Source organism: Streptomyces sp. NPDC015139, from assembly GCF_043079785.1.
Classification (GTDB): domain Bacteria; phylum Actinomycetota; class Actinomycetes; order Streptomycetales; family Streptomycetaceae; genus Streptomyces; species Streptomyces albidocamelliae.
The window spans coordinates 648,135-672,638 of record NZ_JBIBUW010000002.1 but is presented as its reverse complement, the minus strand read 5'-3'; the positions used below and the strand labels follow the sequence as shown (position 1 = coordinate 672,638).

Annotated in this window: 23 protein-coding genes and 1 tRNA gene; 15 read left to right on the top strand and 9 right to left on the bottom strand. The window is 70.8% G+C overall.

Translation table 11 applies throughout. The features are described from left to right. Positions 1-194: 194 nt before the first annotated feature. Complete coding sequence (locus tag ACF08B_RS07585; protein WP_392316518.1) at positions 195-896, bottom strand: DUF5324 family protein; 702 nt, start codon at positions 894-896, stop codon at positions 195-197. A 272-nt stretch (positions 897-1,168) separates the two neighbouring features. Between ACF08B_RS07585 and ACF08B_RS07580 the strand changes: the two genes are divergently transcribed. Further along, positions 1,169-1,699 (top strand): peptidylprolyl isomerase, encoded by a 531-nt coding sequence (locus ACF08B_RS07580; RefSeq protein ID WP_392316517.1) that lies wholly within the window; start codon positions 1,169-1,171, stop codon positions 1,697-1,699. Between the two features lie 111 nt (positions 1,700-1,810). Continuing rightward, complete coding sequence (locus ACF08B_RS07575) at positions 1,811-2,698, top strand: rhomboid family intramembrane serine protease (protein WP_392316516.1); 888 nt, start codon at positions 1,811-1,813, stop codon at positions 2,696-2,698. Between the two features lie 270 nt (positions 2,699-2,968). Here ACF08B_RS07575 and crgA read toward each other — a convergent pair whose 3' ends face one another. After that, the gene (crgA, locus tag ACF08B_RS07570; RefSeq protein ID WP_392316515.1) at positions 2,969-3,223 is read right to left on the bottom strand and encodes a cell division protein CrgA; all 255 of its coding nucleotides are present in this window, start codon (positions 3,221-3,223) and stop codon (positions 2,969-2,971) included. A 152-nt stretch (positions 3,224-3,375) separates the two neighbouring features. Between crgA and ACF08B_RS07565 the strand changes: the two genes are divergently transcribed. The 6 genes from ACF08B_RS07565 to ACF08B_RS07540 all read left to right on the top strand — a co-directional run bounded on the left by ACF08B_RS07565 (position 3,376) and on the right by ACF08B_RS07540 (position 7,723). Further along, complete coding sequence (locus ACF08B_RS07565; protein ID WP_392316514.1) at positions 3,376-4,164, top strand: DUF881 domain-containing protein; 789 nt, start codon at positions 3,376-3,378, stop codon at positions 4,162-4,164. Between the two features lie 25 nt (positions 4,165-4,189). Beyond that, entirely contained in the window at positions 4,190-4,888 is a 699-nt protein-coding gene (locus ACF08B_RS07560; RefSeq protein ID WP_392316513.1) for a class E sortase, read from the top strand. A gap of 62 nt (positions 4,889-4,950) precedes the next feature. Next, the gene (locus ACF08B_RS07555; RefSeq protein WP_392316512.1) at positions 4,951-5,112 is read left to right on the top strand and encodes a hypothetical protein; all 162 of its coding nucleotides are present in this window, start codon (positions 4,951-4,953) and stop codon (positions 5,110-5,112) included. Beyond that, entirely contained in the window at positions 5,109-5,747 is a 639-nt protein-coding gene (locus ACF08B_RS07550; protein WP_392316511.1) for an aminodeoxychorismate/anthranilate synthase component II, read from the top strand. Before ACF08B_RS07555 ends, ACF08B_RS07550 begins: the two co-directional genes overlap by 4 nt. Continuing rightward, positions 5,744-6,946 (top strand): class E sortase, encoded by a 1,203-nt coding sequence (locus tag ACF08B_RS07545; RefSeq protein ID WP_392316510.1) that lies wholly within the window; start codon positions 5,744-5,746, stop codon positions 6,944-6,946. The genes ACF08B_RS07550 and ACF08B_RS07545 overlap by 4 nt, the downstream gene beginning before the upstream one ends. A 27-nt stretch (positions 6,947-6,973) precedes the next feature. Beyond that, positions 6,974-7,723 carry a class E sortase gene (locus ACF08B_RS07540; protein WP_392316509.1) on the top strand — a complete coding sequence of 250 codons (750 nt, stop codon included), beginning with the start codon at positions 6,974-6,976 and terminating at the stop codon, positions 7,721-7,723. 62 nt (positions 7,724-7,785) lie between these two features. On the opposite strand, the gene pknB is transcribed toward ACF08B_RS07540, so the two are convergent. The 6 genes from pknB to ACF08B_RS07510 form a co-directional block, all read right to left on the bottom strand. Beyond that, on the bottom strand, positions 7,786-9,780 hold the full coding sequence (pknB, locus tag ACF08B_RS07535) for a Stk1 family PASTA domain-containing Ser/Thr kinase (RefSeq protein WP_392316508.1): 1,995 nt from the start codon (positions 9,778-9,780) through the stop codon (positions 7,786-7,788). A 170-nt stretch (positions 9,781-9,950) separates the two neighbouring features. Continuing rightward, a complete protein-coding gene (locus ACF08B_RS07530) occupies positions 9,951-11,429 on the bottom strand; it encodes a peptidoglycan D,D-transpeptidase FtsI family protein (protein ID WP_392316507.1) in 1,479 nt (492 codons plus the stop codon). 234 nt (positions 11,430-11,663) lie between these two features. Beyond that, the gene (locus ACF08B_RS07525; RefSeq protein WP_392316506.1) at positions 11,664-13,136 is read right to left on the bottom strand and encodes an FtsW/RodA/SpoVE family cell cycle protein; all 1,473 of its coding nucleotides are present in this window, start codon (positions 13,134-13,136) and stop codon (positions 11,664-11,666) included. A gap of 24 nt (positions 13,137-13,160) precedes the next feature. After that, the gene (locus ACF08B_RS07520; protein ID WP_176986425.1) at positions 13,161-14,708 is read right to left on the bottom strand and encodes a Stp1/IreP family PP2C-type Ser/Thr phosphatase; all 1,548 of its coding nucleotides are present in this window, start codon (positions 14,706-14,708) and stop codon (positions 13,161-13,163) included. Between the two features lie 132 nt (positions 14,709-14,840). Then, positions 14,841-15,368, bottom strand: a complete 528-nt coding sequence (locus ACF08B_RS07515; RefSeq protein ID WP_073887412.1) for an FHA domain-containing protein — start codon at positions 15,366-15,368, stop codon at positions 14,841-14,843. Between the two features lie 10 nt (positions 15,369-15,378). Beyond that, positions 15,379-16,242, bottom strand: a complete 864-nt coding sequence (locus ACF08B_RS07510; protein ID WP_093476221.1) for a DUF3662 and FHA domain-containing protein — start codon at positions 16,240-16,242, stop codon at positions 15,379-15,381. A 430-nt stretch (positions 16,243-16,672) separates the two neighbouring features. On the opposite strand from ACF08B_RS07510, the gene ACF08B_RS07505 reads away from it, so the two are divergent. The 4 genes from ACF08B_RS07505 (at position 16,673) to ACF08B_RS07490 (ending at position 20,005) form a co-directional block, all read left to right on the top strand. After that, positions 16,673-16,756: transfer RNA gene (locus ACF08B_RS07505), tRNA-Leu, on the top strand. Between the two features lie 320 nt (positions 16,757-17,076). Next, positions 17,077-18,513, top strand: a complete 1,437-nt coding sequence (locus tag ACF08B_RS07500; RefSeq protein ID WP_392316505.1) for a DUF2252 domain-containing protein — start codon at positions 17,077-17,079, stop codon at positions 18,511-18,513. A gap of 301 nt (positions 18,514-18,814) precedes the next feature. Next, positions 18,815-19,627, top strand: coding sequence for a hypothetical protein (locus ACF08B_RS07495; RefSeq protein WP_073890257.1), 813 nt, complete (start codon positions 18,815-18,817; stop codon positions 19,625-19,627). 48 nt (positions 19,628-19,675) lie between these two features. Continuing rightward, positions 19,676-20,005, top strand: coding sequence for a rhodanese-like domain-containing protein (locus ACF08B_RS07490; protein WP_093476220.1), 330 nt, complete (start codon positions 19,676-19,678; stop codon positions 20,003-20,005). Positions 20,006-20,048: 43 nt separating this feature from the next. On the opposite strand, the gene ACF08B_RS07485 is transcribed toward ACF08B_RS07490, so the two are convergent. Beyond that, positions 20,049-21,191 (bottom strand): acyl-CoA dehydrogenase family protein, encoded by a 1,143-nt coding sequence (locus ACF08B_RS07485; protein ID WP_392316504.1) that lies wholly within the window; start codon positions 21,189-21,191, stop codon positions 20,049-20,051. 347 nt (positions 21,192-21,538) lie between these two features. Here ACF08B_RS07485 and ACF08B_RS07480 point away from each other — a divergent pair, with 347 nt between their 5' ends. Genes ACF08B_RS07480 through ACF08B_RS07470 form a run of 3 tightly spaced genes read left to right on the top strand, consistent with a single transcriptional unit; the run spans position 21,539 to position 24,469 of the window. Then, the gene (locus ACF08B_RS07480) at positions 21,539-22,498 is read left to right on the top strand and encodes a DUF5819 family protein (protein ID WP_392316503.1); all 960 of its coding nucleotides are present in this window, start codon (positions 21,539-21,541) and stop codon (positions 22,496-22,498) included. Beyond that, positions 22,495-23,703 (top strand): HTTM domain-containing protein, encoded by a 1,209-nt coding sequence (locus ACF08B_RS07475; protein ID WP_392316502.1) that lies wholly within the window; start codon positions 22,495-22,497, stop codon positions 23,701-23,703. The genes ACF08B_RS07480 and ACF08B_RS07475 overlap by 4 nt, the downstream gene beginning before the upstream one ends. A gap of 10 nt (positions 23,704-23,713) precedes the next feature. Beyond that, on the top strand, positions 23,714-24,469 hold the full coding sequence (locus tag ACF08B_RS07470; protein ID WP_392316501.1) for a TrmH family RNA methyltransferase: 756 nt from the start codon (positions 23,714-23,716) through the stop codon (positions 24,467-24,469). Positions 24,470-24,504: the final 35 nt, after the last annotated feature.

Genomic DNA, 24,504 nt, shown 5'->3' with positions numbered 1-24,504 from the left:
GCGGGGGGGGGGGGGGGGGGGGGGGGGGGGGGGGGGGGGGGGGGGGGGGGGGGGGCGCGGGGGGGGGGGGGGGGGGGGGGGGGGGGGGGGGGGGGGGGGGGGGGGGGGGTGGGGGGGGGGGGGGGGGGGGGGGGGGGGGGGGGGGCCCCCCCCCCCCCCCACGGCCCGTTCCATGCGGTGTGCAGCCGACCGGCTCAGCCCTGGTCGTCGCGGTCCGCTGCGTCGTCCTCCGCCTGCTTGGCCTGTACCTCGGGGTCCAGCACCGAGGGGCCGGTGCCGTCCACGGAGCTCAGGCGCCCGGACTCGGGCACCTCGGTCGCGGCGGGCGGCTCGACCAGCCAGTCGGGGTTGGCCTGCTTGTCCCACCACTTCCAGGCCACGACGGCACCACCGGCCACGAGGGTCAGCAGCGCCAGCAGCTTCACGGCGCGGCCGGACCGGGAGCGCCGCTCGTTCTTCCGTGCGATCTTCTGGATCTCCTTCGCCGAGACGTTGCCGCGCAGGGCGGCCAGTGCGGCGGCACCGCGTGCGGCGACCTCGTCGGCCACCGGCGCGGCCGCGGCCACGGCCTGTTCGATCTTCGGTCGGGAGTACTCGGCGGCCTGTAGGGCAGCCTTACGAGTGCGCAGGGCGGCCTCCTGTGCGGCGAGGTCCACCTTCGGCGGTACATGCGCACGAGCCTGCTCCAGGCGAGGGGCGAGCCGGGCGTCGTACTGTTCGCGGGCCTGTTCGGCGGCCTGCGACACCACGGGTGCCAGCCGTACGCGTGCCTCCTGCGCGTAGTACGCGGCACGCTCCTTGGCCGTGTCGGCGTAGGGCGCCACCACTTCCGCGGCGTGCAGCACGCTGTCCTTCGCCGAGCCGGTCGCGGCGCGCACGCTGTCGATGCGGGTCACGGGTTCCTCCTCCTCGGTGGCGTACGGTAATTCGACTTTCCACCCTTTTAAGGATCATGCCTGTCAATGGTCCTCGCGGCATGCGAGGGCGGGCATATGGGTGCTGATCGCTCTCTTGGGCTCGAATCCGGGCAACAGGAGCTTCCTGCTCGACCCTGCCACGAATCGCGGCCGAGCGCTGCCTCCAGCGCGCAACTCATGGCCGCCGGGGTTCGCCCGGACCCTTCCGTGCGAGGATCGAGGAGTCACACGAAGACAACGGAAGGCAGATCGTGGCCGAGCAGCTTTACGCCACCTTGAAGACCAACCACGGCGACATCGTGGTCCGGCTGTTCCCGAACCACACGCCTGTCACGGTCCGGAACTTCGTCGAGCTGGCCCAGGGGGAGCGGGAGTGGACGCACCCGGGCACGGGTGAGAAGACCACGAAGCCGCTCTACGACGGGACGACCTTCCACCGCGTCATCAGTGGCTTCATGATCCAGGGCGGCGATCCGCTGGGCAGCGGCATCGGCGGTCCGGGCTACAAGTTCGAGGACGAGTTCCACCCCGACCTGTCCTTCAACAAGCCGTACCTGCTGGCCATGGCCAACGCCGGCCCGGGCACCAACGGCTCGCAGTTCTTCATCACCCTCGCCCCGACCACGTGGCTGAACCGCAAGCACACCATCTTCGGCGAGGTCGCCGACCCGGCCGGCCAGAAGGTCGTCGACGCCATCGCCGGCCTGCCCACCGGCCGCAACGACCGTCCCGCCGAGGACGTCGTGATCGAGTCGGTCGTGGTCGAGAAGCGCGAAGGCTGAGTCCGCCGCCCGGCGAACCGCCCGCAGGGAACCAATCGCCCCGCTCGTCCGTAAGGATGGGCGGGGCGGGGTATTTGCCGGGGTAGTCCCACGACGAAACAAGGGGAACCGATGGAGGACCAGGCCGCAGACAGCGCGCGGAGCGCCCGGAGCGTGCCCGTGTGCTACCGGCACCCGGACCGTGAGACCGGCGTGCGCTGCACCCGCTGCGAACGCCCCATCTGCCCCGAGTGCATGGTCAGCGCCTCGGTGGGTTTCCAGTGCCCCGACTGCGTCCGCGGCGGCTCCGGCACCGGCCACGCCCCGGTCGCGAACCGTCCGCGTACGGTCGCCGGCGGCACGGTGGCCTCGGATCCCCGGCTGGTCACCAAGATCCTCATCGGGATCAACATCGCGGTGTTCATCGCCATCCAGGCCGACAAGTCCCTGCTGGAGCAGGTGGTCCTCTACGGTTCCTGGCCGCCGAAGCCGTTCGCGCCGACCTCCGGTGTCGCCGGCGGCGAGTGGTACCGCTTCGTGACGTCGATGTTCGCGCACCAGGAGTACTGGCACATCGGCTTCAACATGCTGAGCCTGTGGTGGATCGGCGGCCCCCTCGAAGCGGCCCTCGGCCGGGCCCGCTACCTGGCGGTCTACTTCGTCTCGGGGCTGGCCGGCGGCGCGCTGACCTATCTGCTCGCCTCCCCGGCGCAGCCCTCGCTCGGCGCCTCCGGGGCGATCTTCGGCCTCTTCGGGGCCACCGCGGTGCTGATGCGGCGGCTGAACTACGACATGCGGCCGGTCATCGCCCTGCTGGTGATCAACCTGATCTTCACCTTCGGGTTCAGCAACATCGCGTGGCAGGCTCATATCGGCGGGCTGGTCGCCGGTGTCGTCACCGGATACGCCATGGTGCACGCGCCGCGCGAGCGCCGGGCGCTGATCCAGTACGGCACCTGCGCACTGGTTCTGCTCGTCTCGGTGGCCCTCGCCCTGGTCAGAACCGTTCAGCTCACCTGACGGCCGCTCTTTGTCCACAGCGAGTGCCGGATCTTGTGCATACGGTGCGGGCACAAGCGTGCCCCCTGCCGCTCGAATGTGTTTCCACAGGTCAGGCAGGGGGCGAAAGCGTGTACGAGGCCCGGTAGGGCAGTCACACCGGCGTCAACCCTCGATGAGTTATCCACAGATCGTAGTCTTTTCCCCAGGACCATGTGGATAGCTACGTGGACCTGTGGATAACTCAGTGAACAGCCCTGGGGAGAGCTGCCACGTCGATGCTGGTGAGGGCTACTTCCACTGGGTGGAGACGCCGAAGCCGGCGGCGATGAAGCCGAAGCCGACCACGATGTTCCAGTTGTCCAGCGCGTCGATCGGCAGGGAACCGTCCGTCACGTAGAAGACGACGATCCAGGCCAGGCCGATGAGGAACATGGCCAGCATGACCGGAGCGACCCAGGCGCGGCTGTTCAGCTTGATCGCCTGCGCCTGCTTGGACGGCGGCGGCGTGTAGTCGGCCTTCTTGCGGATACGTGACTTCGGCACGAGGGTCTCTCCTGTCGATGCGCTGCGTGGCCGCGCAGGTAACTGGGTCGGGCTCGGGGCAGCGTACAAGGGGCCAACATGACGACTCTGTGTGCTCCCCCGGGCGTCCGTTAGCGTAGTGCTTCCGTGGCGCCGAAGGAGATAAGGGTACGTTGAGCAATTCTGCCGACTCCCAGGGGACGGGAGCAATGGGTTCCGGCTCCGGCCGTCGTCCGCGTGTCCGACCGGTGCGGGTGCTCACGGCCGCCGTCTTCGCCCTCGCCGGGCTCATCTTCTTCACCAGCTTCAACACGGCCAAGGGCACCGACATCCGGCAGGACGGCTCCCTGCTGAAGCTGTCCGACCTGATCCAGCAGCGCAGCCGCAAGAACAAGGAGCTGGACGAGTCCAACGCCACGCTGCGCGGCACCGTGGATTCGCTGGCCGAGAGCGACGACGGCAGCACGAAGGCCCAGGACGAGAAGATCAGCGGGCTGGAGAGGAGCGCGGGCACCCAGCGGCTGACCGGCAAGGCGCTCACCGTCACGCTGAACGACGCCCCGCCGAACGCGACCGCCAAGCTCCCCGGCTATCCCGAGCCGCAGCCCGACTACCTGGTCATCCACCAGCAGGACCTCCAGGCCGTGGTGAACGCCCTGTGGGAGGGCGGCGCCAAGGGCATCAAGGTCATGGACCAGCGGCTGATCTCCACCAGCGCGGTGCGCTGCGTCGGCAACACGCTGATCCTCCAGGGCCGCGTCTACTCACCGCCGTACAAGATCACGGCGGTCGGGGACCCCGGCAAGCTGCAGCAGGCGCTCGCGGCGAGCAAGGCGATCCAGACCTACATGGTCTATGTCAACGTCTACGGCCTCGGCTGGAAAGTCACCGAGGACGGGACGGTGACTCTTCCCGGCTACTCGGGCACAGTGGATCTGCACTACGCGAAGCCAGTGGAGTAGCCAGGTCCCCTGTCAGGAGCCGCCGGTGCGCGTGATCGTCCGGACCGTCAGCGAGCTGTGCATCACCGTCGGTACCCTGATCGTGCTCTTCGTCGTGTACGTGCTCTTCTGGACGGGCGTCCGTGCCGACAGCGCCATGAGCGACCAGATCGACCGGCTGCAGCGGCAGTGGGCCACGGGCGCCGTCCGGCCGGGACCCCCCCGCGGTGAGCAGACGCCCGCGTCGGAGCGGCAGGGCAGGCCACAGCCGTACCGCTACGGCAGGGCCTTCGCGATCATGTACATACCGCGGCTCGGTTTCACGTGGAACAAGCCCGTGCTGCAGGGCACCGGCCGGGACGTGCTGGCCAAGGGCCTCGCCCACTACGCGGGGACCGCCCGGCTCGGCGGGCGGGGCAACTTCGCGGTGGCCGGGCACCGGCGCACCTACGGCGACCCGTTCAAGGACTTCCCGCGGCTGCGGCCGGGGGACGCGGTGGTGCTCACGGACGGCTCGACCTGGTTCACGTATCGGATCGACAAAGGGCCCTACAAAACGGTTCCGACGGACGTTGAGGTGATCGACCCTGTGCCACGTAAGTCCGGGTACACGGGTCCGGGCCGGTACCTGACGCTGACCACGTGCGATCCGGAATGGGGACACAGCCACCGGCTGATCGTCTGGGCGCATCTGGACTCCACACAGCCTGTGGAGGCAGGCGAACCGAGGGCTCTGCGCCGTTAGTCTGGTGGCGTACGGCGTGGGTCTGGTGCCGTAGGGACACGGAAGGGACGGCAAGGGACGGCATGTACGGCTGGATCTGGCGGCATCTGCCGGGAAACGCGTTGCTGAAGGCGCTCATCTCGTTCGTACTGGTCCTGGCCGTGATCTACGTCCTGTTCCAGTACGTCTTCCCCTGGGCCGAACCGCTGCTGCCCTTCAACGATGTGACGGTGGACAACCAGTGAGTGCGCGGATTCTCGTCGTCGACAACTACGACAGCTTCGTCTTCAACCTGGTCCAGTACCTGTACCAGCTGGGTGCCGAGTGCGAGGTGCTGCGCAACGACGAGGTGTCGACGGCGCACGCCCAGGACGGCTTCGACGGCGTCCTGCTCTCACCCGGACCGGGGACACCGGAGCAGGCCGGTGTGTGCGTGGACATGGTCCGCCACTGCGCCGCGACCGGGGTGCCGGTCTTCGGGGTATGCCTCGGCATGCAGTCGATGCAGGTGGCCTACGGCGGTGTGGTCGACCGGGCGCCCGAGCTGCTGCACGGCAAGACCTCACCGGTCGAGCACGCGGGCAAGGGCGTCTTCGCGGGCCTGCCGTCCCCCTTCACGGCGACCCGCTACCACTCCCTGGCCGCCGAGCCGGCCACGGTACCGGCCGAGCTGGAGGTGACCGCCCGTACCCACGACGGCATCATCATGGGCCTGCGCCACCGTGAACTGCCGGTCGAAGGAGTGCAGTTCCACCCCGAGTCGGTCCTGACCGAGCACGGGCACCGGATGCTGGCCAACTGGCTGGCGGAGTGCGGCGACCAGGGTGCCGTGGCGAGGTCGGCGGGGCTCGCCCCGGTGGTGGGCAGGGCCTCGGCGTGACCGCGCTGCGCCCCGAGCGCGAGGACTTGTACGGGGAGAGCCCGTACGAGTCCTACGGCGGTGCGCCTGACGCCGGTCGCCGCGGCGGCCGTCATGCCGGTCGCCGAGCGGATCCGCCCACGGCGGCGATGCCGGCGATCACCGACCGAACGGGGTCCCCGGGTACACCCGCGCGGCACTTCTCCGAGGAGATGACGGCTCCCATGGCCGCCGTCGACCCCTCGGTCCCCCACGTCCCCCGGCCGTCCGGCGCCCACGGGCCCCCCGCGGACGACGAGACGATGGCACTGCGGATCCCCGGCCCGTCGGGCCCGGGCCCGGGCAACGGGCTCCTACGGGCCTCTGGAGCCCCTTCCGCTCCTTCGGCCACTGGAAGCACGCCCGGCGGCCGTGCGGAGCGCAGGAAGGCCGCCAAACGTCGCGGTGGCCGCCATGGCGGGTCCCGGGAGGCGGCGCCCGCGTCGGCCCCGGCGTCGGGCCGGCCGCTGTCCCGGGTGGAGGCCCGGCGGCAGGCACGGGCGCGGAAACCGAGCCCGTCCGTGATCGCGAGCCGGGCGATCGGCGAGGTGTTCATCACCACCGGCGTGCTGATGCTGCTGTTCGTCACCTACCAGCTGTGGTGGACCAACGTCCGGGCGCACGCCCAGGCGGGCAGTGAGACGCACCAGTTGCAGGACGACTGGGCGAACGGCAAGCGGAACCCGGGTGTGTTCGCCCCGGGCCAGGGCTTCGCCATCCTGCACATCCCCAGGCTGGACGTGGTCGCGCCGATCGCGGAGGGCGTCAGCAACAAGGCGGTGCTCGACAAGGGCATGGTCGGGCACTACGGCGAGGGCGCGCTGAAGACCGCGATGCCCGACGCGCGAACCGGCAACTTCGGCCTGGCGGCGCACCGCAACACCCACGGCGAACCGTTCCGGTACATCAACCGGCTCCAGTCCGGCGACGAGGTCGTGGTCGAGACGCAGGACGACTACTTCGTCTACAAGGTGGCCTCGATGCTTCCGGTGACCCCGCCGTCCAACACGAGCGTGCTGGACCCCGTCCCCAAGGGCTCGGGCTTCACCAAGCCGGGCCGCTACATCACCCTCACCACCTGTACGCCGGAGTTCACCAGCAAGTACCGGCTGATCGTCTGGGGCAAGATGGTCGAGGAACGCCCGCGCAGCAAGGGAAAGCCGGACGCGCTCATCGAGTAGGGCTCATCGAGTAGGGGCAGAGGAACTGTGGCAGCGACGGCCGACGAGACCGAAGAACACACGGACGCGTCCGACCGGGAGCCCGGCCCGCGCCGGCGTCCCGGCCGGATCGCCCTGGCGGTCAGTGTCTTCGGTGAACTCCTCATCACGGTGGGGGCGTTGCTCGCCCTCTTCGTCGTGTACTCGCTGTGGTGGACGAACGTGATAGCGGACCGCAAGGCCGGCCGGGAGGCCGACAAGGTGCGTGACGGGTGGGCGCAGGCCGCGGACTCGGGCCCCGGCGCGCTGGACACCAAGGACGGCATCGGCTTCCTGCACGTGCCCGCCATGGACAACGGTGAGGTCCTCGTCGAGAAGGGCACCGATCCGGACGTCCTCAACGACGGCGTGGCCGGCTACTACACGGAGCCGGCCAAGGCCACGCTCCCGACCTCCGGCAAGAAGGGCAACTTCACCCTCGCCGCCCACCGCGACGGCCACGGGGCGAAGTTCCACAACATCGACAAGCTGAGCGAGGGCGACCCGATCGTCTTCGAGACGAAGGACGACTGGTACGTCTACAAGGTCTTCTCGATCCTGCCCGAGACGTCCAAGTACAACGTGGACGTGCTCTCGCAGGTCCCCGAGGAGGCCGGCCGGAAGAAGGCCGGCCACTTCATCACCCTGACGACCTGCACGCCGGTCTACACGAGCCGCTACCGCTACGTCGTCTGGGGCGAGCTCGTCCGGGTGCAGAAGGTCGACAGCAAGCGGACCCCGCCGGCGGAACTGCGCTGAACCTGCGAGTGGGCCCCTGCCGGTGCTTCCCGGCAGAGGCCCACTCGTGTGCGCGGGGGACGTCAGCCGTTGACGCCGCCGAACAGCTGGCCGCCGTTGTCGTTGTTCCCGTTGTTGCCGCCGCCGAAGTCCACGGTGGTCAGGACGATCTGCGTGGTGCTCGGATCACCCTGGGTGCCCTGCGGCGGGTTCTGCTGGATGACCCGGGCGTTGTCGTCGCTCGCGCCGTTGACCTGGATCTGCGTGAAGCCCTTGGCCTGGAGGATCTCCCGGGCCTTCTTCAGCGTCTGGCCCTGGACGTTCGGCACGTCCGTCTGCGTCGGCTGCTGGACCTTGCCGACATTGATCGTGACCGGCGTGTTCTTGGAGACCGCGGCGCCCGCCTTCGGGTCGGTCGACAGGACCTTGCCGTCGTCGTCGGGGTTGTCGGTCGGCGTGTCCGTGCAGGCCTGGGGCACCAGGCCCTGGGCCTTCAGCTTGGCGGTCGCCTCGTCACAGGACAGCCCGGTGACGTCCTCCACCGTCACCTTCTCCTCCGCCTTGGCGACGGTGAGGGTGATGGTGGTGCCCTTCTGCTTCGAGACACCGCCCTGCGGGTCCTGCTGGGTGACGACGCCCGGGGTCTGGGTGGACACCTCGGTCTTCTTCTCGACCTTGAAGCCCTTCTCCTCCAGCTGCGACTCGGCCTGGTCGAACTGGATGCCGCGGACGTCCGGCACGGCGACCTTGGGGGCGCCCGTGGACACCGTCAGGGTGATCGTGTCGCCCTTCTTGACGTCCGTGCCCGCCTCGGGGTCCTGGTCGCAGACGCTGTTCCGCGGCTGGTCCTCGCAGGCCTTCCGCGTGGGCGGAGCCAGCTTCAGGTCCGAGTTGACCGCCATCTTCTTGGCGTCGGCGTACGTGTGACCGACGAAGTTCGGCGCCTTGAAGGTGTCGTCCGTGTTGCCGCCGCTGAACGCCCACTTGCCGATCAGGATGGCTCCGACCAGCACGAGGAGACCGGCGACCACCAGGAGGATCGTGGAGGTGTTGGACTTCTTCTGCTGGCGCCGGCGGTCCGGGCGGTCGTCGTAGCCGTAGCCGCCGTCGTCGGGGTTCATGGGCGGGAGCATGGTGGTCGCCCCGGCGCCGGCCTCCTGACGCAGCGCGGTCGTCGGCTGGTCGTCGGGGTAGCCGCCGTAGCCCACCGCGCCCAGCGCGGCGGTGGCCGCGACGGGCTGGCCGTCGAGGCAGGCCTCGATGTCGGCGCGCATCTCGTCGGCCGACTGGTAGCGGTAGTTCGGGTCCTTGACCAGCGCCTTCAGGACGATGGCGTCCATCTCCGGCGTGATCTCGGGGTCGAAGACCGAGGGGGCCTGCGGCTCCTCGCGGACGTGCTGGTACGCCACGGCCACCGGGGAGTCGCCCACGAACGGCGGGCGCACCGTCAGCAGCTCGTAGAGGAGGCAACCGGCCGAATAAAGGTCCGACCGGGCGTCGACCTGCTCGCCCTTCGCCTGCTCGGGCGAGAGGTACTGGGCCGTGCCGATGACCGCCGCCGTCTGCGTCATGGTCATGCCGGAGTCGCCCATGGCGCGGGCGATGCCGAAGTCCATGACCTTGACCTGACCGTTGCGGGTCAGCATGACGTTGGCGGGCTTGATGTCGCGGTGGACGATGCCGTTGCGGTGCGCGTACTCCAGGCCCTGGAGGATGCCGATGGTCATCTCCATCGCGCGCTCGGGCAGCAGCTTGCGGCCGGAGTGCAGCAGCTCACGCAGTGTGGAACCGTCGACGTACTCCATCACGATGTACGGGATGGAGACCCCGTCGATGTAGTCCTCGCCCGTGTCGTAGACCGCGACGATGGCGGGATGGTTGAGCGAGGCGGCCGACTGGGCCTCCCGGCGGAACCGGGCCTGGAAGGACGGATCACGCGCGAGGTCCGCGCGCAGCGTCTTCACCGCCACGGTGCGGCCGAGGCGGGTGTCATGCGCGAGGTAGACCTCCGCCATGCCACCACGGCCGAGCACGTGACCCAGCTCGTACCGGCCGCCGAGGCGACGCGGCTCTTCCATAGCTACCTACCAGCCCTCTCCGTCGGTCTCGGCCGTCACGTCCGTGAGCGCCCGAGGCTGCCGTCCGGGCCTACCGTACCCGGCTCGCTTTGTGTGACCTGGCCAAGCCCGTAACCCGATACAGGACCGGTACCGCAACGTGCATCGATGTGAAGGCGATGTGAGGGGTCTCACTTCTTGGACTTGACGACCGCCTCCATGACACTCCTCGCGATCGGCGCGGCCAGTCCGCCGCCGGAGATGTCGTCGCGGTTGGCGTTCTCGTCCTCGATCACCGCGGCCACGGCGACCGGCGAGCTGCCGTCACCGAGCCTGGCATACGAAATGAACCATGCGTAGGGGTTTGCGCTGTTCGCCACACCGTGCTGGGCGGTACCGGTCTTGCCGCCGACGATCACGCCGGGGATCCGCGCGTTCTTGCCGGTGCCCTCGTTGACGACCGTTTCCATCATCGACTGGAGGATCTGCGCGTTCTTCGGCGACAGCGGCCGGCTCATCTCCTCCGGCTCGGTCTTGGAGACCGGGTCGACGTTGGAGGACTGCAGCTCGTCGACCATGTACGGCTTCATGAGCTTGCCGTCGTTGGCGACCGCGGAGGCGACCATCGCCATCTGCAGCGGGGTGGCCGCGGTGTTGAACTGGCCGATGGAGGACAGCGCCGTCTGCGAGGTGTTCATGTCGTCGGAGAAGACGGAAGCGTTGGAGCGGGTCGGGGTGAACTGCTCGGAGTCGAACCCGAACTTCTTCGCCTCGGCCAGCATCTTGTCGTTGCCCAGGTCGGCGCCGATCTTGCCGAACACGGTGTTGCAGGAGTACTGGAGGGCGACCCGCATCGTCGCGTTCTTGCAGGGGATGTTGCCCTCGTTCTTCAGCTGCGTGGTGGTGCCCGGCATGACCCACGGCAGCGGCGACTCGGTCTTCTCGTCGGCCGAGGTGTACTTGCCGTTCTCCAGCGCGGCCGCCGCGGTGACCACCTTGAACGTGGAGCCCGGCGGGTAGGTCTCGCGCAGCGCCCGGTTCAGCATCGGGTCGGCGGGGTTGTTCTTCTTCTGGAGCTTGGTCCAGTTCTTGGAGTCGACGTCGGTGGAGTTGCCCGCGAACGACGAGGGGTCGTACGACGGGTACGAGGCCAGGGCCAGGATCTTGCCGGTGGACGGCTCCAGGGCGACGACGGCGCCCTTGCCGCCCCGGGCCTTCAGCCCCTCGTACGCGGCCTTCTGCGCGCGGGCGTTGAGCGTGGTGACGACGTTCCCGCCCTGCTGCTCCTTGCCGGTGATCATGTCCAGGGTCTTGCGGAAGAACAGCCGGTCGTCGTTGCCGGTGAGGATGCCGTCCTCGATCTTCTCGAGGAAGCTGCCGTCGAACGCCTGGGAGGAGTAGCCGGTGACCGGGGCCCACATGGGCCCGTTCTTGTACGTGCGCTTGTACTTGAAGTCGCCGTGCTTGCTCTCGACCGACCCGGTTATCGGGTCGCCGTCGACGATGATGTCGCCCCGCGGGTTGGCGTACCGCTCGATGGTCACGCGGCGGTTGTCCGGATCGGTCCGCAGCTTGTCGGCCTGGAGGTACTGAAGCCAGTTGTCACGGATCAACAGCGCCAGGACGAGTAGTCCGCAGAAGATCGCGATTCGGCGCAGGGGCTTGTTCACGTCCGGCCTTTCCACAAGCTAACAGGGGCGCCTGTTGCTTCAATCTCTCGGTGCCGATGGTGCTGGCGCTCATCCTTGGCCGCCCACAGTCTAGAGGCAGCGGCTGTGTTCCCCGGGCGGGGCCGTCACAACGGCTGATCCTTAGACGCGCGGGCGGCACGACGGGTTCCGAAAAACCGTCGGACGGCCTCCGGTTCCGGCGGGGCCGGGTCCGGAAGCCGTCCGTGAGGAGGATTACTGGTCCGCGGGACCGCTGCCGCCGGGGCGGACCACCTGCGTCATCTCGGCGTCCGGGTTGCCCGCGGGCGTGGGCGCCGGGCGGCGGGCCGTGTCGCTGATCCGGATCAGGATGCCGATCAGCGCCCAGTTCGCCAGCACGGAGGAACCGCCGTAGGCCATGAACGGCATGGTCATACCGGTCAGCGGGATGAGACCCATCACACCGCCGGCCACCACGAACACCTGGAGGGCGAAGGCGCCGGACAGGCCGACGGCGAGCAGCTTGCCGAACGGGTCGCGGGCGGCGAGGGCGGTGCGCACGCCGCGCTCCACGATCAGTCCGTAGATCAGCAGGATCGCCATGATCCCGGCCAGTCCCAGCTCCTCGCCGAAGGTGGCGAGGATGAAGTCGGAGTTGGCGGCGAAGCGGATCAGGTCCGAGTGGCCCTGGCCCCAGCCGGTGCCGAGGGTGCCGCCGGAGCCGAACGCCCACAGGGCCTGCATGGCCTGCTCGGAGTGGAGGATGCCGTCGTTGGCCCCGCTGCGGCTGAGCTGGTATTCGCGCATCGGGTCCAGCCAGGCCTGCACACGGGTCTGGATGTGCGGCTCGAAGCTCGCCACGCCGACGGCGCCGGCCGCGGACATCAGCAGACCGAAGACGATCCAGCTGGTCCGCTCGGTGGCGACGTACAGCATGATGACGAACATTCCGAAGAACAGCAGCGACGTACCGAGGTCGGTCTCGAAGACCAGGATGAGGATCGAGATCGCCCAGACGACCAGGATCGGTCCGAGGTCGCGGCCGCGCGGCAGGTACAGGCCCATGAAACGGCGGCTGGCGAGGGCCAGGGCGTCGCGCTTCACCATGAGGTAGCCGGCGAAGAAGATGGCGAGGACGATCTTCGCGAACTCACCGGGCTGGAGCGAGCCCAGACCGGGGACGCGGATCCAGATCTTGGCGCCGTAGATGTTGGCGCCGAGGCCGGGCACCAGCGGCAGGATGAGCAGGATCAGCGCGCCGAACATGGAGATGTAGGTGTAGCGCTGCAGGACGCGGTGGTCCTTCAGGAAGATCAGCACCACCACGAACAGGGCGATGCCCAGCGCCGTGTACAGCAGCTGGCGGGGCGCGGCCGTGACGAAGTTCGGCAGTGACTGGAGCAGCTTCGACTGGTCGAGCCGCCAGATGCACACCAGGCCCAGCCCGTTCAGCAGGGTGGCCAGCGGCAGCAGCAGGGGATCGGCGTACGGGGCGAACTTCCGCACACCGAGGTGCGCCACCCCGGCCAGCAGGCCGAGGCCGAGGCCGTAGCTCAGCAGGCCCGCGGGCACCTCGTCGCTGATGGCCAGACCGACGTTGGCGTAGGCGAACACCGGGATGGCCACCGCGAAGATCAGCAGGGCCAGTTCGGTGTTGCGGCGGCTCGGTGCGCCGATCGCGCCGATCGTGGACGTGTGGTGCGTCGCTGCGTTGTTCGTACTGCTCATCGTGTGACGGTGCCTCTCACGGCTCTACTGCTTGCCGCACTGATCGACGACCTTCTGCTCATCCTCGGAGAGGCTCGGGCCGGGGTTGGGAGTGGCGCTCGTGGACGGTTTCGGGGACTTGGAGGGCGAGTTCGGCGTCGTCGTTCCCGACTTCGACGGGTTCGGCGTCGGCGATGCCTTGGACGTGAAGGAGGTACGGGTGGTTCCCGTGGTTCCTCCCGCCTCGCCCTGGCCAGTCTTGGCGTTCTTCTCGCTCTCGGCGGCCGTGCGCTCCGCCTGCTTGCGGCACGCGGAGGCCTGCACGGTCAGCGCCTCGATCTTCGTCTCGGCCTGCTGGAGACCACCCGCCGCGATCGTGTTCTTGATCTGCTTCTGCTGGTAGGGCGGCAGGTACTTGAGTTCGATCTCGGGGTGGTCCTTCTCCACCTTCGACAGCGAGACCCACGCCAGGTCCTGGCTGATCCCGCGGTACAGCGCCACGTGCTCGCCCTTGGCGCCGACGTAGTACTGGGTCTGCGTCCAGCGGTAGCCGCCGTACAGACCGCCGCCGATGACGGCGAGGGCGAGGGCGCCGTACAGGGATCTCTTCACCCACCGTCGCTTGCGCGGCTTGGCGAAGTCGTCGTCGGTGTAGTCGCCGAAGCTGCCGGCGGCCGGGACGTAGCCGGTGGTGTCGCCGGAGCCGGGCGGCCCGAACTCGCCGCCCCCGTGGCCCTGGCGGCCCAGGTGGGAGGCGCGGCCGGCCGGGGTCTGCATGATGCCGTTGTCGTGCAGGTGGTGCTGGTTCTCGGCGACGGCGCCGACCACCACCGGCTGGTCCGACAGCTGGCCGGCGAGGGTGTCCCCGGTGTCCAGGTCGAGGACGTCGGCGACGATGACGGTGATGTTGTCCGGGCCGCCACCGCGCAACGCGAGCTGGATCAGCTCCTGCACGGTCTCCTGCGGGCCCTGGTAGCTGGCGAGCGTCTCCTCCATGGTCTGGTGGGAGACGACGCCGGACAGTCCGTCGGAGCAGATCAGGTAGCGGTCGCCGGCGCGGACCTCGCGGATGGAGAGGTCGGGCTCGACGTGGTCGCCGCTGCCGAGGGCGCGCATCAGCAGGGAGCGCTGCGGGTGGGTGGTGGCCTCTTCCTCGGTGATCCGGCCCTCGTCGACGAGCCGCTGCACCCAGGTGTGGTCCTGGGTGATCTGCGTGAGCACGCCGTCCCGGAGCAGGTAGGCGCGCGAGTCGCCGACGTGCACGAGCCCGAGCCGCTGCCCGGTCCACAGCAGGGCGGTGAGCGTCGTGCCCATGCCCTCGAGCTGGGGGTCCTCGTCGACCATCGAGCGGAGCTGGTCGTTGGCGCGCTGCACGGCGGCGCCGAGCGAGGTGAGGATGTCGGAGCCGGGCACGTCGTCGTCGAGCGTGACCAGGGTGGAGATCACCTCGGAGGAGGCGACCTCGCCGGCCGCCTGGCCGCCCATGCCGTCGGCGATCGCGAGCAGACGGGGACCGGCGTAACCGGAGTCCTCGTTGCCCTCGCGGATCATGCCCTTGTGCGATCCGGCGGCAAAGCGCAGTGACAGACTCATGCGCACCTCGCCCGTCGGCTCCGGGTACAGCCGGTCGTGTCGAGCCACACTGCCCACCCTCCGGTCGGGAGCGCGCCGGAGACCGGGTGGCGGCCTGCCGCTGCGTGCTCGCTCCGCTCGCTCATTGTCGTACTACTTCCGCAGCTCGATGACGGTCTTGCCGATGCGGATCGGCGCGCCCAGCGGGATCGGCGTCGGAGTCGTCAGCCGGGACCGGTCCAGGTACGTGCCGTTGGTGGAGCCGAGATCCTCGACGATCCACTGGCCGTCGCGGTCGGGGTAGATCCTGGCATGGCGGCTGGAGGCGTAGTCGTCGTCCAGCACGATCGTGGAGTCGTGCGCCCGGCCCAGCGTGACCGTCTGGCCCTGGAGCGCGACCGTCGTGCCGGTCAGTGTGCCTTCGGTCACCACGAGTTTGGAGGGGGCGTTGCGCCGCTGGCGGCCGCCCTGCTGGCCCCGCTGCTGCGGGGGCGCGGCCTGCTGCCGCGGCGCCTGCTGGCGGCCCGGCTGCTGCTGGCGCCCGGCCTCCCTACGCGATCCGCGCTGGGTGACGCGCGTACCGAACAGGTCGCTCCGGATGACCTGCACGGCCACGATCACGAACAGCCACAGTACGGCCAGGAAACCCAGCCGCATGACCGTGAGGGTCAGCTCTGACATTGCCCCCGCTTCACCCTTCGGCTTGCCGGTAAATGATGGTTGTGCTGCCCACGACGATCCGCGAGCCGTCGCGGAGCGTAGCGCGGGTGGTGTGCTGCCCGTCCACCACGATGCCGTTGGTGGAGCCGAGATCCTGGATCGTCGAGGGCGTACCGGTCCGGATCTCGCAGTGCCGGCGGGAGACGCCGGGGTCGTCGATCCGTACGTCGGCCTCGGTGCTGCGGCCCAGCACGAGCGTCGCGCGGGAGATCTGGTGGCGGGTGCCGTTGATCTCGATCCAGTAGCGGGTGCGCCCGCCGCTCATCGGGGCGGCGGCGGGGCGCTGGGTGGCGGGCTGCGGGTAGCCGTAGCCGCCGGGCCGGGTGCCGGGTGGCGGCGCGGACGGCATCGGGGGCGCGCCCGCCGGGGCGGCCGGCGGGTAGCCGTAGCCGCCGGGGGCGTTCTGTCCGGGGCGGCCGGCGGACGGGCCCGCGGGGGCCTGCGGTGCCTGCTGGCTGCTGGACGAGGCCAGGGTGCGCGAGCGCACCCGGTACAGCCCGGTGTCGAGGTCCTCGGCCTTCTCCAGGTTGACCTTGATCGGGCCCATGAAGGTGTAGCGCTGCTGCTTGGCGTAGTCGCGCACCATGCCGGCCAGCTCGTCGCCGAGCTGCCCGGAGTAGGGGCTGAGGCGCTCGAAGTCCGGCGCGCTCAGCTCCACGATGAAGTCGTTGGGTACGACCGTGCGGTCACGGTTCCAGATGGTCGCGTTGTTGTCGCACTCCCGCTGAAGCGCGCCGGCGATCTCCACGGGCTGGACCTCGGACTTGAAAACCTTGGCGAAGGTGCCGTTCACCAGGCCTTCGAGACGCTGCTCGAACTTCTTCAGGACTCCCATGGGGCACCTCCTCCGTCCCTGCCGTTGCCTTGCCCTGCTGTCTGACGCTGCTGTGCCGGGTACTGCTCACTGATCGTATCTACGCGCCCGGCAATCAGCCGGTTCCCCCAGCGGCTCCCCTTCGAACTCCTCCCCGGAACTCGTTCCGGGACTCCTGCCGGGACCTGTCTTCCGGCATGGATCGTAGAGGGGGTCGAAGACCAGTGTCCCGCACCCGGCTGTGCGCCCGGTCCTTCTCCTGTACAGATGACGGGGACCGGTACGAGGTTGATACGTGAACAGGCTCTCCCTGATACGCGGGGGCGGCCGGGCCCGTCGGGGGCCCGGGGCGGGCCCTGAGGGATGTGAACCCACCCCGTACGACGTGCTAATGTTCTGGATGTCGGAAGGGGCCGCCCCGAAAGGGACGAAGCCGGAAGACACACCCAATGCGCGGGTGGCGGAATAGGCAGACGCGCTGGATTCAGGTTCCAGTGCCCGCAAGGGCGTGGGGGTTCAACTCCCCCCTCGCGCACAGAGACGAAACGGGTCTCTGCCGGTGACGGAAGTCACGGCAGGGGCCCGTTTCGCGTTGTGGCGACGGCTGTGAGGGATCGCACAGCCACTCACCCGGGTCGGCCCGTCGCCGCCGGTGAGCTATCTCACGGCTCGCGCTCGGCGCCGGAACGCCGTAGGGCTGACGGGACTTCGCGCCATCAGCTGTCCCCAGGCGCCGAGTTGTCCACAGGGGTCTGACGCGTTTCGGCCACCGGCGGTACGGTCTGCACGAGTTGATGTCCGAGCTGATGGCTGAGCTGATCTGCGGAGAAGCGCGTGTCGGGGGAGGCGGTCGCGATGACCGGAGGCGTTGTGGGAGTGGAAGCGGACGGGACGGAGCCCGCGGTCCCGCCCCGGCTGCCCCGAATGCGCGGCTTCGCCGCCTGGCCCCCGCGGGGCACTCCCAAGCAGGAGGGCAACGCACTCAGGCAGAGCGTGCCGCGCGGTGCGCACCGCCTCCTCGACCTGGACGCCGGCCGCCCCGACGCGGTGAGCGCGGTCGCGCAGTCCAACGCCGGCCGCATCCCCGAGCTGACGCCGATACGGGTGGGCAGGATGGCGGCCACCCCCTTCGCCTTCCTGCGCGGCTCCGCCGGGCTCATGGCGTACGACCTGGCCCGCACCCCGACGACCAGGATCGGCACGCAGATCTGCGGCGACGCGCACGCGGCCAACTTCGGGCTGTACGGCGACGCCCGCGGTGACCTGGTCATCGACCTCAACGACTTCGACGAGACCGTGCACGGCCCCTGGGAGTGGGACCTCAAGCGGCTGGCGGCCTCGCTGGTGCTCGCCGGGCGGGAGGCCGGAGCCGACGAGGACACCTGCCGGGCTGCCGCCCAGGACGCGGCCGGTGCCTACCGCCGCACCATGCGTCTGCTGGCCAAGCTGCCCGTCCTGGACGCCTGGAACGCGATCGCCGACGAGGAGCTGGTCTCCCACACGGACGCCCACGACCTGCTCGGCACCCTCCAGCGCGTCTCGGAGAAGGCCCGGGCCAACACCAGCGGCCGGTTCGCGGCCAAGTCGACCGAGACGGCGGAGGACGGCGGCCGCCGCTTCGTGGACGCACCGCCGGTGCTGCGCCGGATACCGGACGCGGACGCCGCCGCGGTCGCCGCGTCCCTGGAGTCGTACGTGGACACCCTCAGCGAGGACCGGCACCCGCTGCTCGCCCGGCACGCGGTGCACGACGTGGCCTTCCGGGTCGTCGGCACCGGCAGCGTCGGCACCCGTTCCTACGTCGTGCTGCTCCTCGACCACCGTGAGCAGCCGCTGGTCCTCCAGGTGAAGGAGGCGCGGCCCTCCGCGCTCGTGCCGCATCTGGTCACCGCCGGCTTCGACGCGCCGCAGGCCGGCCACGAGGGCCGGCGAGTCGTCCTCGGGCAGAAGCGGATGCAGGTGGTCAGCGACATCCTCCTGGGCTGGACCACCGTCGAGGGGCGCCCCTACCAGGTGCGCCAGTTCCGCAACCGCAAGGGCAGCGTCGACCCCGCCGCGCTCGCCGCCGACCAGTTCGACGACTACGGCCGTATGACCGGCGCGCTCCTGGCCCGCGCCCACTCCCACAGCGCCGACCCGCGGCTGATCGCCGGGTACTGCGGCAAGAACGAGGAGCTGGACGAGGCGGTGGCCGACTTCGCGGTCGCCTACGCCGACCGCACCGAGGCGGACCACGCCCAGCTGGTCGAGGGCGTGCGGGCGGGACGGATCGAGGCCGAGCTGGGGGTGTGACGGGGGCTCCGCCGGTGGTCGCGGCACCGGGCAACCGAGGGTGGTCGTGCCGGGCGCGTCCGGACGGGACGGACCGTGGCCGGGTGCGTGACGGGGCGCGGGCGTGTGGTGCCCGGAGGGTGGGTGCCGTGCCGTGCGGTGCGCCGGGGGTGCGAGGACTCGTGCGGCCGGTCCGGAGGGGTACCGCGGCAGGGGCCAGGTCCGCCGTGAGCGGTCGCGGGCACGGCGCGCCGGATGCCGGCCCAGGCCGACCGGAACCGTGGAGCCCGGTCCCGGCCGGGCGCAGCGCTACGCTGGGCGGGTGACGACCCCGGAAGCCGATGAGCCCCAGGCACCACGTCCCGAGGAACGGCTCGAGCGGGCCGTCCGGGCCGCCGAGCAGGCCTTGATCGAGTACGAGATCGCGGTGGAGACCTTCCGCGTCGAGGTGGAGAACTTCTCCCGGCTGCACGAGCAGCGCCTCGGCCCGCTCTACCTCCGCATCGAGGAACTGGACGCCGAGATCGCCGAGGCGAAGGCCGCCCGCACCGGCGATCCCGAGGACATCCGCCTGGCCGAGGAGGCCCGCGGCCGGGTGCTGCCGATCCCGGGCGTCGAAGAACTGATGCACGGCTGGATGGACGGCGGCGGGCTGTTCCCGGAGGCCGCCGCCATGCTCACCGACCAGGCGGTGCGGCCCCCGCAGCGCGTCCGGCCCGGCGAGGAGGCCCGCAAGCTCTACCGCGAGCTGGCCCGCAAGGCCCACCCCGACCTGGCCCAGGAGGAAGAGGAACGGCAGCGGCGTGAGGAGTTCATCACCCGTGTGAACGCCGCCTACGCCCGTGGCGACGAGACGCTGCTGAAGGAGCTCGCCGAGGAGTGGGCGGCGGGCCCGGTACCGCCCGAGCGCCTGCCGAGCCCCGCCGAGGAGCTGTACGCCCGCCTCGAATGGCTCTCCCAGCGCAAGGAGCTGCTCACGCTCGTCGCCCGCGAGCTGGAGGACGGCGCCATCGCCGGCATGCTCCGCCTCGCGCCCGACGACCCCGACGGCCTGCTCGACGAGATCGGCGCACGGCTGCGCGCCGACATCGCCGAGCGGGAGACGGAGCTGGCGGGCCTGCGCGAGCAGGACTGAGCCCGGTCCGCTTCGGGTAGCGTCGGGGACATGAATTTCGGAGCTGGTGTGCCCACGGTCGAGGTCTCGGATCTCAAGGACGGCGACTTCCTGCTGGACGTCCGCGAGGACGACGAGTGGCAGGCGGGCCACGCCGCGGGAGCACTGCACATCCCCATCAGCGAGTTCGTGGCCCGCTACGGCGAGCTGACCGAGGCCGCCCCGCAGGACGGCCGCGTCCACGTCATCTGCCGCTCCGGCGGCCGCTCGGCCCAGGTCACCATGTACCTGGCCCAGCAGGGCATCGACGCCGTGAACGTCGACGGCGGCATGCAGGTCTGGCAGGCCGCGGGCCGCCCGGTGATCACGGACGACGGCAAGCCGGGCTTCGTTCTGTAGTTCCCCGCGCCCGGGGGGCGGGGCGGCGCGAACGCGGGGGCGGTCAGCCCAGCGGATGGGCCGCCAGCAGGTCCCCGAGCCGCTCCTCGTACGCCGCCGCCGGGCCGAGCGCCAGCTCCAGGTGCTTGGCCCAGGCGTGGTACCGGTGCAGCGAGTAGTCGGTGTCGGCGCCGAAGCCGCCGTGCAGATGCTGCGCCGTCTGCACCACCCGGCGCACCCCCTCCGCCGCCCAGATCTTCGCCACCGCGACGTCCCCGGCCAGGGGCAGCGCCCCCGGCGCCCCCGAGGAGATCCGCCACGCGGCCTGCCACAGGGTGGCCTCCATGGCACGCAGGTCGATATAGCGGTCGGCGGTCTGCACGGCCACCGCCTGGAAGGTCGCGATCGGATACCCGAACTGCTCGCGCTTGCCGGTGTACTCGCTGGTCATCCGCAGCACCCGCTCGCCGAGTCCCAGCGCGAGCGCGCAGACGCCGGTCGTGAGCAGCGCGTGCAGCCACTCCCACGCCCCCTCTGCCTCGATGACGTCCACGGCGTCGATCCGTGCAGACGCCAGCCGCAGCTCCGCCAGCCGCTCCCCGCTGGTCGACACCTGCTCGGCCAGGTCCACGCCGTCCCGGTCACGCGGTACGAGCGCGAGCACCGTCCGGTCGGCGGCCGTGCCCTCCACGTGCGCCGGCACGACGACGAGGTCCGCGTCGTACGCCCACGGCACCGCCGTCTGCACCCCGTCCAGCACCCAGACCGGGCCCTCCCGCCGGGCGGTGACGGCCGCCTCGGCCGGGTCGTGGCCGGTACGTCCGTTCGCCGCCACGGTCAGTACCAGTTCGCCGCGGCCCGCCCGCCCGAGCAGGCGCCCGGCGAGCTCCGTACCGCCATGGGTCTGCACGGCCGCGGCGGCGGCGCTGTGCTCCAGCAGCGGAACCCGCGCGAGCACCCCGGCGGACTCGCGGAGCACCAGGCACAGCGCGATCGCGTCGAGGCCGGCCCCGCCGTGCGTCTCGTCGAGGAGCAGGCTCAGCAGGTCGGCGGCGGCGAGCCGGGACCACAGCTCCCGGTCGAGGCCCTCGGCCACGGCGCCGGTGGTCAGCGCCGGGCTGGGGACCGCGTCCGGTGCGACGCCGGAGAACACTCCGTGCGCCGCCTCGGCCGCCGCCAGCTGCTCCTCGGTGAAGGTGAAGTCCACGGCCTGTCCTCCCGGCGGATGGGTTTCCATGACGGTTGGTCCGACAGCTCGCCTGACGATCCGTCAAGATAGAACAGGTTCTAGAAGAAGGGAACGGTGCGTGGCGGCCGGTGTCCGGTTCGCCCCCTGCCTCACCGGTGCCGGGCCCGGCACGTGGTGAGGACCACGGTCATGGGCCCGCACCCGGGGCTGCGCCCGGTGGCTCCGGCTGAGTACCGTTCCGTGCGGGTGCCGGTGTGGCGCTCGTGAATCCGCGCGGCGCCTGTGGCGGTCGCCGCGCACCGGGCTGACGTACGCAGCCGCGGCGACCAGCGGAACGAATGAGCCGAAACGGGGGACGGGGCGCAATGGACGTGAACGACGAGGACTCGGGGGCCCGGCGGGGCACGGGTGCCTTCGAGCCCTCGAAGCCCCCTGAGCAGCCCCGGCCGCCCGAGCATTCCCGGCCGTCCGAGAAGCCCCGGCTGCCCGAGCCGCCCCTGCTGCCCCGGCAGCCCGGGGCGTCCGAGCAGTCCCGGCCGGGCGAGCGGCCGTACGCTCCGGAGCGGGCCGCATCGAGCGGGGCACACGTGCTGCCCGAACCCGGTGCGCCGGACGGGCCGGACGAGGCCGACGCGTCCGATGAGGCGTCCGACGGCGGCGGAGCGCTCGCCGCCCCCCGTGTCGGCGTCGCCGCCCTCTCCCCCCGCTACCAGGTGGGCGCCGCGGTGGCGCTCGCCGTGGTCGCCGTCGCCGCCTGTGTGCACCTGCTGATGGTGTTCCTCAGCCTCGCGCCGGCGAACACCGTGACGAAGCAGCACGGCAAGGCGGTCGAGGACTGGGTGTACCCCGAGTTCGAGCAGAACTGGAAGCTGTTCGCCCCGAACCCGCTCCAGCAGAACGTCGGCGTCCAGGTGCGCGCCGAACTGCGGACGAACGACGGCGGGGTGCGCACCACCGGCTGGACCGACCTGTCCGCCCAGGACGGCGCCGCCATCAAGGGCAATCCGGTGCCCAGCCACACCCAGCAGAACGAGCTGCGCCGGGCCTGGGACTTCTTCGTCGCCACGCACACCGGTGACAACCGTCCCGTGGCGCTGCGCGGCGCCCTGTCCGAGCAGTATCTGCGCCGGATCGTCGTGATGCGGCTGTACCGGGACACCCCGGCCGCCGAAGGGGGCGTCATCCAGCGCGTGCAGGTCCGCTCGGCCACCACCAATGTGCAGCCACCCGAGTGGAGCCGTGAGCGGGTGTCCGACAAGCCCGTGTACCGCCAGCTCCCCTGGTGGTCCGTGACTGCCGACGAGGCCGCTGGAGGCGTCCGGTGAACCCGCTCTCGCTGACCCTCTCGCGCGGCATCGCCCGCGTCACCGGTGCGGCCCTCGGCCCGTACCAGAGCGCCGTGATCCGTATCGGCTTCGCCGCGACCTGGCTGCTCTTCCTGCTCCGTGAGTTCCCCCACCGCCAAGAGCTGTACGGCCCCTCGGGCCCCTGGGGCTGGCAGCTCGCCAAGCAGCTGACCGCCGACAACCACGCCTTCAGCGCGCTGCTGTGGTCGGACGGGCGTGCCTGGTTCGAGGGCTTCTACGTGCTGGCGATCCTGGCCGCCGCGGCACTGCTGGCCGGCTGGCGCACCCGCACCGCGTCCGTGCTGTTCATGGTGGGTGTGCTGTCGCTGCAGAACCGCAGTGTCTTCATGGGCGACGGCGGCGACAACGTCCTGCACCTGATGTCCTTCTACCTGCTGTTCACACGCTGCGGGCAGGTGTGGTCCCTCGACGCGCGGCGGGCGGCGCGGAACGAGGCGGCACGCGCGCGGGGGGAGCTGGTCCCGGCCGACCGGGTGGGCCCGGTGCTGTGGGCGGTCCTCGGTCTCGGCCTCGCCACGGTGACGCTGACCGGCCGCTTCGACAACGGCTGGCTGATCCCCGCGCTGCTGTGGACGGTGTGGGCGGTCCTCGGTCTGTGGGGGCTCGTCGAGCGCCGGGCGGCCGCGTCCGAGCCGCGGGTCCTGCTGGACGTGGTCGCCAACGTCCTGCACAACGGCGCCCTGTTCGTGATCATGGCGGAGGCGTGCCTGATCTACGCGACGGCCGGCTGGTACAAGATCCAGGGCTCGCGCTGGCAGGACGGTACCGCCGTCTACTACCCGCTGCACCTGCAGTACTTCTCGCCCTGGCCCGGACTCGGGGACCTGCTGTCCGCCAGCGGCACGATCATGGTGCTCGTGACGTACGGGACGGTCATGGTGCAGGTCGCCTTCCCGTTCACCCTGTTCAACCGGCGGGTCAAGAACGTCCTGCTGGTGCTGATGATGACCGAGCACGCGGTGATCGCGGTCGTCCTCGGCCTGCCGTTCTTCTCACTGGCGATGATCGCCGCGGACGCGGTGTTCCTGCCGACGTCCTTCCTGCGGCGGGTGGGGGGTGCGGCGGCTCGCGCGCGGGGACGGTTCGTCCGGCGCGACGGCCCCGAGGTGCCCGCTCCGCGCGCGGCGCAGGAGAGCACTCCGGGCCGGGTGGGGGCCGCGTAGGGTGCACCGCATGACCGACCCGCTGACCCGCTGGCGCGAGCTCGCCGGTGCCGCCGTCCTGCTCGACGGCTTCCACGCCCTCAAGCACGCGCTGCGGTTCGGGGCCGAGGTGCCGGTGGCGGTCACCACCGACCGGCGGGCCGCGCTCGCCCTCGCCGAGGAGCTGGCCGGTGACGTACGGGAGGCGCTGGACGCCCTGCTGACGGAGGTGCCGGGGGCGGTGTACGCCTCGCTCGTCCCGCGGCCCCACCCGACCGGGGTGGCCGCTCTCGCCGTACGGCCGTCCCGCGAGGCCAACCTGCGGGCACTGGGCGGCATCCCTCGCACCGCTCCGGTCGTGGTCCTCGACAACCCGCGGAACCTGGGCAATGCCGGGGCGGTGATCCGGCTGGCCGCGGGCTTCGGGGTGGCCGGGGTGGTCACCACGGGGACGCTCGACCCCTGGCATCCGACGGTGGTGCGCGGCGGCGCCGGACTGCACTTCGCGACGGCCGTGGAGCGCCTCGGCGTCGACGAGCTGCCCGCCGGCCCGCTGTTCGCCCTCGACCCGGAGGGCGAGGACATCCGCGGCACGAAGCTGCCCGACGACGCCGTCCTCGCCTTCGGCTCGGAGCGCACCGGGCTGTCGGCCGGGCTGCGCGCACGAGCCGACCACCTGCTGCGGCTGCCGATGCGCCCCCAGGTCTCCAGCTACAACCTCGCCACCAGCGTGGCGATGACGCTCTACCACTGGAGCGCGGGTCAGGGAGCGCCTCCCGCCCGGTGAGGCGGGGGCGCTGCCCCGACGGGTGCCTGCCGGCC